Source organism: Promicromonospora sp. NPDC057488 (assembly GCF_042802395.1).
GTDB lineage: Bacteria > Actinomycetota > Actinomycetes > Actinomycetales > Cellulomonadaceae > Promicromonospora.
Map to the genome: position 1 here is coordinate 1 of NZ_JBHVEG010000184.1, position 12,323 is coordinate 12,323.

Annotated in this window: 12 protein-coding genes; 8 read left to right on the forward strand and 4 right to left on the reverse strand. The window is 74.0% G+C overall.

What is annotated here, in order from left to right; translation table 11 throughout:
* Positions 1-67: 67 nt before the first annotated feature.
* On the reverse strand, positions 68-439 hold the full coding sequence (locus tag ACFU5G_RS25395) for a YciI family protein (protein ID WP_020015617.1): 372 nt from the start codon (positions 437-439) through the stop codon (positions 68-70).
* A 149-nt stretch (positions 440-588) separates the two neighbouring features.
* The gene (locus ACFU5G_RS25400; protein WP_377251102.1) at positions 589-1,209 is read right to left on the reverse strand and encodes a hypothetical protein; all 621 of its coding nucleotides are present in this window, start codon (positions 1,207-1,209) and stop codon (positions 589-591) included.
* A gap of 421 nt (positions 1,210-1,630) precedes the next feature.
* Here ACFU5G_RS25400 and ACFU5G_RS25405 point away from each other — a divergent pair, with 421 nt between their 5' ends.
* The 7 genes from ACFU5G_RS25405 to ACFU5G_RS25435 all read left to right on the forward strand — a co-directional run bounded on the left by ACFU5G_RS25405 (position 1,631) and on the right by ACFU5G_RS25435 (position 9,718).
* The gene (locus ACFU5G_RS25405; RefSeq protein ID WP_377251104.1) at positions 1,631-1,840 is read left to right on the forward strand and encodes a hypothetical protein; all 210 of its coding nucleotides are present in this window, start codon (positions 1,631-1,633) and stop codon (positions 1,838-1,840) included.
* Between the two features lie 65 nt (positions 1,841-1,905).
* Positions 1,906-4,926, forward strand: coding sequence for an AAA family ATPase (locus ACFU5G_RS25410; RefSeq protein WP_377251106.1), 3,021 nt, complete (start codon positions 1,906-1,908; stop codon positions 4,924-4,926).
* 90 nt (positions 4,927-5,016) lie between these two features.
* Complete coding sequence (locus ACFU5G_RS25415; RefSeq protein ID WP_377251108.1) at positions 5,017-7,215, forward strand: SpoIIE family protein phosphatase; 2,199 nt, start codon at positions 5,017-5,019, stop codon at positions 7,213-7,215.
* A 72-nt stretch (positions 7,216-7,287) separates the two neighbouring features.
* On the forward strand, positions 7,288-8,313 hold the full coding sequence (locus ACFU5G_RS25420; protein WP_377251110.1) for a sigma-70 family RNA polymerase sigma factor: 1,026 nt from the start codon (positions 7,288-7,290) through the stop codon (positions 8,311-8,313).
* A 24-nt stretch (positions 8,314-8,337) separates the two neighbouring features.
* Positions 8,338-8,799 (forward strand): universal stress protein, encoded by a 462-nt coding sequence (locus ACFU5G_RS25425; RefSeq protein ID WP_160158951.1) that lies wholly within the window; start codon positions 8,338-8,340, stop codon positions 8,797-8,799.
* Positions 8,800-8,849: 50 nt separating this feature from the next.
* Positions 8,850-9,317 carry a fluoride efflux transporter FluC gene (locus ACFU5G_RS25430; protein ID WP_377251112.1) on the forward strand — a complete coding sequence of 156 codons (468 nt, stop codon included), beginning with the start codon at positions 8,850-8,852 and terminating at the stop codon, positions 9,315-9,317.
* A gap of 5 nt (positions 9,318-9,322) precedes the next feature.
* Positions 9,323-9,718, forward strand: coding sequence for a fluoride efflux transporter FluC (locus ACFU5G_RS25435; RefSeq protein ID WP_377251114.1), 396 nt, complete (start codon positions 9,323-9,325; stop codon positions 9,716-9,718).
* Between the two features lie 50 nt (positions 9,719-9,768).
* Here ACFU5G_RS25435 and ACFU5G_RS25440 read toward each other — a convergent pair whose 3' ends face one another.
* On the reverse strand, positions 9,769-10,182 hold the full coding sequence (locus tag ACFU5G_RS25440; protein ID WP_377251116.1) for a hypothetical protein: 414 nt from the start codon (positions 10,180-10,182) through the stop codon (positions 9,769-9,771).
* A gap of 184 nt (positions 10,183-10,366) precedes the next feature.
* On the opposite strand from ACFU5G_RS25440, the gene ACFU5G_RS25445 reads away from it, so the two are divergent.
* Complete coding sequence (locus ACFU5G_RS25445) at positions 10,367-11,299, forward strand: 5'-3' exonuclease H3TH domain-containing protein (protein ID WP_377251118.1); 933 nt, start codon at positions 10,367-10,369, stop codon at positions 11,297-11,299.
* A gap of 94 nt (positions 11,300-11,393) precedes the next feature.
* On the opposite strand, the gene ACFU5G_RS25450 is transcribed toward ACFU5G_RS25445, so the two are convergent.
* Complete coding sequence (locus tag ACFU5G_RS25450) at positions 11,394-12,224, reverse strand: sirohydrochlorin chelatase (RefSeq protein WP_377251120.1); 831 nt, start codon at positions 12,222-12,224, stop codon at positions 11,394-11,396.
* Between the last annotated feature and the right edge of the window lie 99 nt (positions 12,225-12,323).

Sequence of the window (12,323 nt, forward strand, 5' to 3'; positions counted from 1 at the left end):
CCCCGGACCCGCCCGACCGCGGCGGGGGCCGCCGGGTCGGGGGCGCCCCGCGCCCGCGTCCGGTCGGTCAGCGGGTCCACGCGCCGTTCTCGAAGTGGGTGGCGCTGGGCCGCACCTCCACGGTGCCCCACTGGACCGACGGCGCCTTCTGCGCCCAGACGAGCGCGGCGTCGAGGTCCGGCACGTCGACGACGAACGTGCCGCCGAGCTGCTCCTTCGTGTCGGCGAACGGCCCGTCCTGGACGCGCAGCTCGCCGTCGCGCACGGCCACCGTGGTGGTGGACGACGACGGCTGCAGCACCTCCGCCGAGAGCAGCACACCCGCCTGGTCGAGCGCCGTGGCGTAGGCCTGGAACTCGCGCTCGCCCTCTTCCCAGCCCCCGGGCCCGAGCTCCTCCGGCGTCATCTCCGGGTAGTGCAGCAGGATCGTGTATCGCATGGTTCTGTCCTCCGGTCGGAACTGTCTGACACGGTGGTGACGATCCGGCGGCCGTCCGATCGACAGGGCTCGGAGAGTGCTCCGGACACGACTCGGGTCGGGGCGCCCCCTGGTGCGCCCCGACCCGGTTCCCCCTGTCCGGCCAGGTGTCAGGCGGTTGTCGGAGCCGCCTTGACCACCGGGCCCCACGCCAGCGGGTCGAGCGTGCGGGCATCGTCGTCCGCGTTCCCGGCCCAGCGGCGCGCATCGGCGACAGTTGCCGCGAGCAGGTCACGGAGCCGCGCGTCGACGTCGGGCACGAAGGCCTCCGAGATCCCCTGCACCGCGGTGGAGACCACGCTGGGTGCGGCGTCGCGCACGAACCGCTTGGGCCGCACGCTGGTGCCGGCGCAGAACCGCTCGGCCCAGGCCGCCGTCTTCGGCACGGCCGCGAGCGCGTCCTTGCTCTCCGGTGCGAGGGTCCCCGCCGGCCGGTCCTCCAGGACGTCGAGCATGCGCTCGGACCCGAGGACGGCGACGGCGAGCGTCTGCTGCCGGTCCGCGGGCGAGACCGGGAGCGCCGTCTGCGCGGCGCGCAGCGCGATGCGCACGTCCCAGCGCGGGTCGGTGCTGGTCAGGCCGATCACCGACGGGATGAGCGGCGCGAGCTGGGGCCGCGCGTGGTCCGCCGTGAGGTCGTTCACCGCGCGCGCCAGCATGGCGATGAGCGGGTGCGTGCAGGCTGGATGGTCGCTCCACTTCTCGCCTGCCAGGAAGGATGCGAGCTCCATGAAGCACGCGCCCTTCTTGGGGTTGCGGTGCTTCCCACGGCCCAGCATGGGCAAGATGTCGTACGTTCCAGCTTCGGTTCCGGTCACGATCCACCCCCGAATTGGGTCCGCTGCTACTTCCAGTGTGCGTCTGCTGTGACGTAGATCGCAATAGTGGGGCTGTGAACTCCCTGAATCTCGCCCGCCAAGTGTCTCGCCGGGCGGCCCGGGCGGCATCTCGGGCGCGGAACAGGGCCCCTGACCTGGCCTCTGAGGTACCTAAGGCACCTCAGGCCGGGACCGGCCCACCTCAGACCCGGGTCTGAGGTACCCCGCCGCCCAGGACTGCCCGACCTACCGATCCGGGCCCCCGGGCCTCAGGACGAGTGTCTTCCTCATCAGCCGGACGGGCACACGGCCCGCCGGGGACGCAGGAGGAATCATGTCGCTGTGGGGACCCGCGATCGACGCGGAGATCGAGTACCGCCAGGAGCGGGCCAAGAACGCCTGGCGCACCAAGCGGCCGAGCGCGGCGGACCGCGCCGCCCGGCTGGAGAAGCGCGAGGCCCGCGCCAACCGCACGGAGCAGATCAGGGCGGGCATCGCGGGCATGCGCCCGACGCCCGCCGCACGGCGCGGCCTGTTCGCGTGACCGCGGTGGAGGCCGGGAAAGGGGAGGTCAGGGGGATTGTCAGTGACCGGTGGCACGATGTGCAGGTGCGAAGGTCCACAGCAATCCCCCTGGTCTCCCGGCAGGAGCAGGTCGCCTCTCTACTGCTGGCGGTAGGGCGCGCCTCGGCCGGCCGGCCGGGCCTCGTGCTCGTCGGCGGCGACGCCGGCGTCGGCAAGACCCGGCTGATCGGGCACGTCGCCCAGGCGGCGGAGCAGGCGGGGGCCAGCGCCGTCGTCGTGCACTGCGTCGACCTGGGTCAGGTGGGCATCCCCTACCTCCCGTTCACCGACGCCCTGACCCAGCTGCAGGCAGGGGCCGCAGGGCCCGACGCCGCCGCGCGGGTCACGGAGCTGGTCGCGGAGCGCCCTGCGCTGTGGCGGCTCCTGGAGCCCGGCGGGGGCGGCGACGCCGCCCACGACGAGCGGCTCCAGCTCTTCGAGGGCATCGCCCGCAGCCTCGCGGTCGCCGGCGCGCCCGAGCGCCCGCTCGTGCTCGTCGTCGAGGACGCGCACTGGGCCGACGCGTCGACGCGCGACGTCCTGCGGTTCCTCGCGGCCCGCGCCCGGTCCGAGAACGTCCTGCTCGTGGTGACCTACCGGGCGGACGACGTCGACCGCCGCCACCCCCTGCGCCCGTTGCTCGCCGAGCTGTCCCGGCTGGAGCACGTGGAGCGCATCGACCTGGAGCCCTTCACCGAGGACGAGCTGCGCGAGTTCACGACCGCCCTGGCGGGAAGGCCGCTGCCGTCCGCCGGGTTCGCCGACGTGCTGGACCGGTCCGAGGGCAACGCCTTCTTCGCCGAGGAGCTCCTGGACGCCGGCCCGGACTCGGCCAGCCTGCCCTGGACGCTCACCGAGGTGCTCCGCACCCGGCTCGAACGGCTGGACCCCGAGGTGCAGCAGGTGCTGCGCATCGCGTCGGTCGCCGGACGCCGGGTGAGCGAGGAGCTGCTGCGCGCCGCGGCCGCCCGCTGGGGCGCGCACGACGTGGACGCCGCGCTGCGCGAGGCCGTGACCCAGCAGGTGCTCGTGGTGTCCGGCGTCCACCTGGAGTTCCGCCACGCCCTGCTGGCCGAGGCCCTGTACGCCGACCTGCTGCCGGGCGAGCGCTCGTCGGTGCACCGCGCCTACCTCGCGGTGATCGAGCAGGACGGACCCGACGGCATGCCGATCGGCAGCGCCGCCGAGCGCGCCCACCACGCCTACGAGGGCCACGACCTGCCCGCCGCGCTGTCCGCGTCGCGCGACGCCGCGCTCCGGGCACGCAGGCTGCTCGCCCCCGAGGAGGAGCTGCGGCACTGGGAACAGGTGCTGGCCCTCTGGGAGTCCGTGCCCGACGCCGAGGAGCGGATCGGCCGCGACCGCGTCGACGTCGCGCTCTCGGCGGGCGAGGCCGCGGCGCGCGCCGGCGACCCGATGCGGGCCGTGAAGCTGACCGAGCGCGCGGTCGAGGGCGTCACCGACCCGCTGCGCCGGGCCGGCCTGCGGCACGTGCTCGTGCACCGGTACCTCGACCTGCCCACGTGGGACGAGGTGCCCGGCCAGGTCGAGGCCGCGATCGAGGACCTCCGCGCGGCGCTGGAGATGCTCCCGGAGCGCAGCCCGGACCGGATCTGGACCAACGCGCTGCTGGCCCGCGTCACGATGATCATCGACCTGGACGACGACGCCCGCGGCCACGCCGAGTGCGCCATCGAGGAGGCGCGGGCCGTCGGCCAGCCCGGCGCGCTCGCCGCCGCCCTGTCGACCCTGGCCGTGCTCGACGTGGCCGACCCCGACCGGGCGGCGACGCTCCTCGACGAGGCCCGGACGGCGGCCACGGAGGCCGGCGACGTGCTCACGGAGATGCGCACGCTCTACAACGCCACGGCCAACCGCTTCTACGCGGGCGAGCTGGAGGCAGCCGAGCAGCGGGTGGAGCACGCGCTCGCCCGCGCCGAGGAGCTCGGCCTGGCCTGGAGCACGCCGACCGTGAACCTGCGGATCCTGCAGGAGGTCATGCTCTACTTCCGCGGCGACCTGACGCCGCGGACCTCCGGCGGCGTGCCGGCCACGCACCGGCACGTCCTGGAGGCCACCCGGATGTACGCGGCGGTGGCGCGCGGCGACGCCGACGCCATCCAGCGCGGCGAGGCGCTCTTCGACCACTGGCCGAGCGACGGCCAGATCGCCCTGATCGGCGGCGGCAGCCTGGTCGACGCCCTGACCTGGGCCGGCCGGTACGACGACGCCGCGGCCCTGGCCGTGCGCATCACCGACCACCTCGGCGAGGTGTGGACCGAGGTGTTCCTCGGCCGCATCTGGCTGTCCGCCCTCGCGATCGCGGCCCTGGCCGACGCCGCGGAGGCCGACCGGTCCGCGGGCCGCGCGGGCGCCCCGGGATCGGCCGCCGCCACGGCGGTGGAGGAGCGCGCCGCGACCCGGCTGGACAGCGGCGACTCCCTCCTGGCCGTCGCCCGGCAGACGGCACAGCGGGGCCGCCCGCGCGGCGGCGTGCTCGGGCCGGAGGGGCGGGCCTGGCTGCAGCGCGCGGCCGCCGAGAACGCCCGGCTGCACGCCGTGGTGGGCAGCACCGCCGGCGCCGGGAGCGACGACAAGTCGTCCGGTGACCTGTGGCGGGAGGCCGCCGAGAGCTGGCGGCAGACGGTCAACGCGTTCGACTTCGGGTACCGCTACGAGGTGGCCCGCTCGCGCTACCGCTGGGCCGAGGCCCTGCTCGGCGCCGGCGAGCGGCAGGCCGCCGAGGTCGAGGCGGCCGAGGCCCTCTCGGAGGCGGAGGACATGGGCGCCAGGCCCCTGGCCGACGCCGTCCGGGCGCTCGCCCGGCGCGCGCGGCTCGACCTGCCAGGCGTGCGCCGCGCGACGGCGTCGACCCTCACCGAGCGAGAGGAGGAGGTGCTCGGGCTGGTGGCGCAGGGGCTGTCCAACCGGCAGATCGGCGAGCGCCTGTTCATCTCGACCAAGACGGTGAGCGTGCACGTCTCCAACCTGCTGGCCAAGCTCGGCGCCTCGGGTCGCGCGGAGGCGGTGAGCCTCGCTCACCAGCGCGGTCTGCTCGAGGTATGACCGTGGCGCGGCAGGCTACCTGCCTGACGCAAAAGGGACACATCCGGTACATCTGTCGCGCACGCGTCCTTCTCTCGCAATACTGATGCGATGCCGACGGACCTCCAGGCGCTGCGAGACCTAGAGCACGTCGGTCTCGGTGCACCCACTGCGGATGAGGCCTTTGACCGGTTTGCTCGCCTGGTTCGGCGGCATCTTCGGGTCCCCGCCGCCGTCGTCTACTTCGTGGTTCCCGAGGGCCAGGTCCTCGCGGGGGCGTCCGGGGTCCCCGAGCCGATGCAGTCCGACCGGCTGCTGCAGCACCCGGGCACGCTCACCAACGTCATCACGGCGCGCGGCGAGCCGGTCGTGACGTCGGACACCCGGGACGACCCGACGCTCCGCGACAACTACCTGGTGCGCGAGATGGGCCTGGTCGCCCTCGCCGGCTACCCGGTGTTCGACCTGCGCGGGCGCGCCGTCGGCGCGCTGTGCGCCGTGGACGACCAGCCCCGCGAGTGGTCGCAGGACGACCTGGACTCCCTCGCGGACCTCGCCGCGGCCTGCACCGCCGAGCTGCGCCTGCGCGCCGAGCGGGAGCGGGCGCGCCGCATCCAGGAGACGGCCGTCCGGGCGAACCGCCGCAGCCGGTTCCTGCTCTCGCTGAGCGAGGCCTTCGCCAACGCGAACACGATGGACCAGGTAGAAGAGGTCATCGTGGAGGTCGGCACGGCCGGCATCGGCGCGCGGTACTGCGCGTTCGCGCTGGCCGACGCCGACGGGCGCGGCATCACGTACCGGTCGCTCGTGCACGCCGAGCCGCAGTTCCCGCAGCGGCTCCGCCAGACCAAGCTCGACGAGCAGCGGCCCCTGGCCGAGGCAGCCCGTACCGGCCGGCCCCTGTTCTTCCGCACCGGCGAGGAGATGTTCTCGGCGTTCCCGGGCTCGGAGGAGCTCTGCGACCCGGAGGTCGGCGCGCGCGCGTACCTGCCAGTGGTCACCGCGGGCGACGTCGTCGCCGTCATCATGCTGGCCTGGGAGCGCGACCGCGGGCCCGACCAGGACTCCTACGCGCTCCAGACGGGGCTCGCCCACTACACGGGCCACGCGCTGGAGCGCGCGCGGCTCCTGGAGGAGCGGCGCGAGTCGGCCAAGACCCTGCAGCGGGCGATGCTCAGCCGCCTGCCCGAGGTGCCGCACCTCGACATGGCGGCGACCTACTCGCCGGCCACGCGCTCCGACCAGATCGGCGGCGACTGGTACGACGCCGTGGCCGTGGACGACGACGCGACCATGTTCATGATCGGCGACGTGACCGGCCACGACATGCGGGCCGCGGCGAAGATGGGCCAGCTGCGTTCGCTGCTGCGGGCGTTCGCGTGGAGCCACGACGAGTCGCCGTCGGCCCTGCTGTCGCTGCTCGACAAGGCCAACTCCGGCCTGGGCCTGCTCGCGAGCGGCACCGCCGTGGTGGCGCGGCTGGAGCGGGTCGCCGGGGCGTACCAGCTGACCTGGTCGACCGCCGGGCACCCGCCGCCGCTGGTGCTCCGCGAGGACGGCACGGTCGAGCGCCTCTCGGTGCTGCCCGACATGATGCTCGGCGTGCGGCCCACCTCGAAGCGCACCGACCACGTCACCACGCTGCGCCCCGGCGACACCCTGCTGCTCTACACCGACGGGCTCGCCGAGCAGCGCGGCACCACGCCCGACCAGTGGCTCAACCGCCTGCAGAAGACGCTCGGCGCGCTGGGCGACACCGCCACGGCCGCGCTGCCGGTCACCCTCGTGCGCCGCCTCGCCTCGGACGACCAGCGGGACGACGTCGCCGTGCTCGCCGTCCGCGTGCGGGCGGCGGCCCCGTCGGGCCCGCCGTCGCCCGGGCGCCCCGCCACGGCGGAGCGCAAGCTGGCCCCGTCGCTGCTGGACGTCGGCCCGGCCCGTATCTGGGTCGACGACGTGCTGGAGAGCTGCGGCGTCCCGATGCCGCTGCGACGCACGGTGATGCTGCTGACGTCGGAGGTGCTGACCAACGCCGTCGACCACGGGCAGGCGCCGTTCACGGCGACCGTCGAGGTGGACCTGGACCGGCTGCGGGTGGGCGTGCGCGACTCCTCGACCGTGCAGCCCGAGCTGCGCGACCCGACGGTCACCGAGTTCGGCGGGCGCGGAGTGCAGTTCCTCGAACGTCTCGCGTCCCGCTGGGGCGTGGACCGGCACGGCGGAGCGGTGCGGCCCAGTCACCGGAACGGACCCGCGCGCGAGGGCCGCCGGACGGGCAAGACGGTGTGGTTCGAGCTCGACCTGGGGTGAACTTCGGGTGAGGCCTTCGGCCAGGGTCGAATCCAGCGGAGCGTGTCAGTGGCTCCGCGTACGGTGTGATCTATGGCACAGACAGCGTCACATCCCAAGCAGAGCACCGGTGAGGACCTGGCCGGGGCCGAGCTCTCGGCACAGCTCGAGGTGTACCGCCGCGAGCTGACCGGATACTGCTACCGCCTGCTGGGCGGCACCTTCGACGCCGACGACGCGGTGCAGGAGACCCTCCTGCGCGCGTGGCGGTCGTACGACCGGTTCGAGGGTCGCTCCTCGCTCCGCACCTGGCTGTACCGCATCGCCACCAACGTGTGCTTCGACCAGCTCGGTTCGAGCCGCGCCAAGCGGGAGCGGCCCATGGGGCTCGGCGCCGCCGCCGACCCCGTCGAGGAGAGCCTCACGATGGTGCTCCCCGAGTACGCGTGGGTCGAGCCGGTGCCCACCGAGCACGTGCTCCCCGGCGCGAGCGACCCTGCGGACACCGCCGTCGCGCGGGAGTCGGTGCGGCTCGCGTTCGTCGCGGCGCTCCAGCACCTGCCGGCCAAGCAGCGCGCCGTCCTGATCCTGCGCGAGGTGCTGCGCTGGCCGGCCGCCGAGGTCGCCACGCTGCTCGACACCTCGGTGGCGTCGGTGAACAGCGCGCTCCAGCGGGCCCGGGCCACGCTGGCCGAGAAGTCGCCGGACCGGTCGGGCACGTCGCAGCTGCCGGAGCACGCCGCCTCGGCCGACGAGTCGGAGCTCCTGGAGCGGTACGTCGCGGCGTTCGAGCGCTACGACATGACCGCGCTGGCCAACCTGCTGCGCGAGGACGCGGTGATGAACATGCCGCCATACGCGATGTGGCTGGAGGGCATCGAGAACATCCAGGCGTGGATGACCGGGCCCGGGCACGGGTGCGAGGGTTCGCGCTGCGTGCCCATCCACGTCAACGGGACGCCGGGGTTCGCGCAGTACCGCCAGGACCCCAAGGGCGGCCACTTCCCGTGGGGCATCGTGGTGCTGGAGAACGACGGCGCGCACATCACCGGCATCACCACCTTCATCGACACGGAGAAGTGGTTTCCCCGTTTCGGCCTGCCGGACCACCTCGACTGACCATTTGGCCATACCCTCACCAGGGTGACTGTGCGATCCGTGGTGGTCGGCGTGGACCACAAGCACCCGGAGCTGGCTCGGCGGGCAGCGTCGCTCGTCCAGTCTCTGGGTGGAAGCCTGATCGAGCTCGTGTGCGTGTGGGTCGACGAGACAGCGGTCTCGGACTCACGGGGATTCACCGTGTCGGTGGACCCCGACATCGCCGTGTCCTCGGACGCCTACGGGGCCGACGTCCTCGCGGGGCTGAACCGGGCGATGGCCGACGTCGGCCTGCCGTGGTCGGCCCTGCGCGGGGCCGGTGACCCGGCGGTCGAGCTGGGCCGGGTGGCCGACGAGGTGGAGGCGGCGATGATCGTCGTCGGCGCCCACCGCCCGGGCCTGCGCGGCTGGACGACTAACCTGGTGGGCGGGACCGTCGCCGGGCGGCTCATCCACAACCAGTCCCGCCCCGTCGTGGTGCTCCCAGAGACGATGTCGGCCCCGTGAACGATAGGTTCTTCCCAGACCTGTCGAGCGTCCGTGAGGGGAACCGCCGCGTGAAGAGTGCGCCGCACCGCGACTGGCGGTACGTGGGCCTCGTCGCGCTGGGCGGTGCGGGCGGATCGGTGGCCCGCTACCTGGTGAGCATGTGGGCCGGGATCCTGTTGACACCCCTGACGATCGCGTTCCCGGGTGCGAGCGAGACGATCCTCTGGTTCCCGGTCGGGACCCTCGTCGTGAATCTCGTCGGCGCGTTCGCCCTCGGCTACCTCCTGGAGGCCCTCGCCCGGCGCGGCCGCGAGACGGTCCGGCGCCGCAAGATCCGCCTCGGGATCGGCACGGGCGTGCTCGGCGGGTTCACCACCTACTCGGCGCTCGCCCTCGAGGTCCAGGGGCTGCTCGACCAGGGGATGCCGTGGCTCGCGCTGCTGTACGTGGCACTCACTCTCGCGGGTGGCACGGCGACGTGCCTCAGCGGGATCGCGCTGGCGGCCCGCGCGGACCGACGCGGAAAGGGCAGGTGACACCGGTGCTCGCACTCCTCCTGGTGGCCGTCGGCGGTGGTCTGGGCGCGGCCGCCCGGTTCGTGGTCGACGGCGAGATCCGCGCCCGGCACGGTGGCGGGTTCCCGTGGGGCACCTTCGTCGTGAACGTCAGCGGCTCGTTCCTGATCGGCGTGTTCTCGACCCTGTTCCACACGCTCACCTGGTACGGGGTGTCCCCCGACGTCGCATACCTGGTGCAGTTCGCCCTGACCACCGGCCTGTGCGGCGGCTACACCACGTTCTCCACAGCCACTGTGGAGTCCGTGCGGCTGGCCCGCTCGGGCCGGCTGCGGCTCGCGCTGGCGAACACGCTGGGCACGCTGCTGGTGACGGTGCTCGCGGCGGCCGCCGGCGTGGCGGCGGGCGGGCTGTTCGTCTGACCTGGCTCGGAGCGCCGCCTCGGTCGCCGTCGGCGGGCGCTCCGTGCGGTTCACACCGTGGCGTCGCTCACCGGCACGTCGCCGGGGCTGACCGCGCCGAGGAAGAGCTCCGCGAGGAGCGTCCACTCCGCGAGCGGCCGGCTGCCGACGAAGCGCGCTGCCTCCTCCGGCGTGCGGTTCACCAGCGCGATGTCGACGACGTACGAGTCGCCGCGTTCCCGCCAGACGACCGCGGCGTTCGTCCGCCGGCTCGATCCGAAGATCCCGGCCCGGAGCTCGTTCTCCGGCTTCTGCGCCCGCTCGATCAACGGGTAGTCCCCGCTGTGCGCCCAGCCCGACCACGCGTGGCTCAGGGCGCGCTCGAGATCGACCTTCGTGGAGGTCACCCGCGTCGCGCCGACCGCCGCCATCCCGAGACCGAGGCCCTCGATCACCTCGGTCACCTGCTGTTCTTTGCTTGCCATGTTCGGACACTACGGGCACACGGGCTGGAACCGGCCTTTTGCGGCCAATTAATTTGCATACGTCCCTCAGACGTCCCGGATGCGAGTCTCCGGGCGTCCGCGCCCGTGGTGCGGCCCGGCCCGCCGCGCGGATCTCGCGCGCCCGACAGCCCGCGTGTCGGTGGTGCGTGGCAGGCTTCGCTGCATGAGCCTCATGCTCCTCGACTCCGCCTCGCTCTACTTCCGCGCCTTCTTCGGCGTGCCCGACTCCCTGCGGGCTCCCGGCGGCACGCCCGTGAACGCCGTCCGCGGGCTGCTGGACACGATCGCCTGGCTCGCCACGACGCACGGTCCCGACCGTATGGTCGCGTGCTGGGACGACGACTGGCGGCCCGCCTTCCGCGTCGAGGCGATCCCCAGCTACAAGGCGCACCGCGTCGCGCAGGAGGTGCCCGGCACGACCGGCATCGAGGAGGTGCCCGAGACGCTGCTCGCGCAGGTGCCGGTCATCGTGGAGGTGCTGGCCGCGCTCGGCATCGCGCGGGTGGGCGTGCCCGGCTACGAGGCCGACGACGTGATCGGCACCCTGACGTCGCGCGCCGTCGCGGAGGGCGCCGGGCCGGTGGACATCGTCACGGGGGACCGTGACCTGTTCCAGCTCGTCGACGACGCCGCCGGCGTCCGCGTGCTGTACCCCGCCCGCGGCATCCGGGACCCCGACGTCGTGGACGAGGCGCGGCTGGCCGAGAAGTACGGCGTCGCCTCGGGGCAGGCCTACGCCGACATGGCGACACTGCGGGGCGACCCGAGCGACGGCCTGCCTGGTGTGCCCGGCGTGGGCGAGAAGACCGCCGCGAAGCTGCTGGCCCAGTACGGGACGCTCGCCGGTATTCTCACGGCCCGGGACTCCGGCGACAAGGGGCTGACCTCGACGCAGCGCCGTCGGCTCCAGGAGGCCGACGAGTACCTGCAGGTCGCGCCCGTCGTCGTGCAGGTGGCGCGCGACGCACCGCTGCCCGCGTTCGACCCGGCGGTGCCGAAGGCACCCGCCGACCCGGACGCCCTGGAGGCGCTCGTCGCGCAGTGGGGCCTGCGCTCCAGCGTCGACCGGGTCCGGACGGCGTTCGGCTGGGCCTGAGCTCCTTCGAGGCCTAAGTTTCTTCGCTTTGAGCAGCCTCAGAGCGAAGAAACTTAGGCCTCGAAAGCGTGGTCCCCGGCCGTCTGGCAGTAGTTCAGGCGCCGGCGGCCGCGTCGTAGCGGTCCAGCACCACCTGGACCAGTCTCGGGTCGGCCTTCTCCGCCCCGGCCGGACCGGCGACCGGGTCCGTCACGACGTCGGCCCCCGCCTCCAGCACCCGGTCCAGGAAGTAGCCGGGGGCGAGCAGGTAGGACACGACGATCACGCGGCCGGTACCCGACGTGGTCGCGCGGGCGGCGGCCACCGCGTCCGGGACGCGCGGCTCCGCGCCGGCGCCGTACGACGGCGTGACGGGGCGGCCCAGGCGCTGGGCCAGCGCGCTGGTGACCTCCTCGACGGCGGTCGCGGCGGCAGCCACCGACGAGCCGGCGGCGGCGAGCACCACCACGTCGTCCGGCCGGAACGGGCCGTGCGCCGCCTCGGCCGCGGCGTAGCGGTCGGCCAGGATGTCGACGAGCAGCGGGTGCGGGCCGAGCGGATCGGCGGCGACCGCGCTGCCCTCGGCGGTCGCGTTGACGGCGGCGACGGCCTGCGCGATGTCGTGCCGCACGTGATACCCCGTCGACAGCAGCACCGGCACGACGACGGCGGCCGGCCCGGCCGGGCCCTCGTGGACGCCGTCGGCGACACCGGTACCGCCGGCAACCGCCCCCTCGGGGCCCGCTGCGCCGCCGGCAGCCGCGGCGGCGTCCCGCGCTGCCTCGGCCAGGACGTCCCCGACCTCGGGCTGCTGCACGTCCACGAAGGCCTCGCGGACGTCGAGCCCGGGCCGCGCGACACGCACGCCGTCGAGCAGCGCGCGCACGGCCGCCTGGCCCGCGGGGTCGTCGGTCCCGTGGGACGTGCCGATCAGGGTCGCGCTCATGCTCTCTCCCATTGCTCCTCACACTTCACGGGCTACCGACTTCGGCCGGTTGCACTGAGACCGGTCAATCAACTGACCGGTCTCAGTGCAACCGACCGA

Excerpts from the sequence above, each read along its gene's own strand:
- ACFU5G_RS25395 (WP_020015617.1), bottom strand. The coding sequence starts at position 439 with ATGCGATACACGATCCTGCTGCACTACCCGGAGATGACGCCGGAGGAG.
- ACFU5G_RS25400 (WP_377251102.1), bottom strand. The coding sequence starts at position 1,209 with ATGGAGCTCGCATCCTTCCTGGCAGGCGAGAAGTGGAGCGACCATCCA.
- ACFU5G_RS25405 (WP_377251104.1), top strand. The coding sequence starts at position 1,631 with ATGTCGCTGTGGGGACCCGCGATCGACGCGGAGATCGAGTACCGCCAG.
- ACFU5G_RS25415 (WP_377251108.1), top strand. The coding sequence starts at position 5,017 with ATGCCGACGGACCTCCAGGCGCTGCGAGACCTAGAGCACGTCGGTCTC.
- ACFU5G_RS25420 (WP_377251110.1), top strand. The coding sequence starts at position 7,288 with ATGGCACAGACAGCGTCACATCCCAAGCAGAGCACCGGTGAGGACCTG.
- ACFU5G_RS25440 (WP_377251116.1), bottom strand. The coding sequence starts at position 10,182 with ATGGCAAGCAAAGAACAGCAGGTGACCGAGGTGATCGAGGGCCTCGGT.
- ACFU5G_RS25445 (WP_377251118.1), top strand. The coding sequence starts at position 10,367 with ATGAGCCTCATGCTCCTCGACTCCGCCTCGCTCTACTTCCGCGCCTTC.
- ACFU5G_RS25450 (WP_377251120.1), bottom strand. The coding sequence starts at position 12,224 with ATGAGCGCGACCCTGATCGGCACGTCCCACGGGACCGACGACCCCGCG.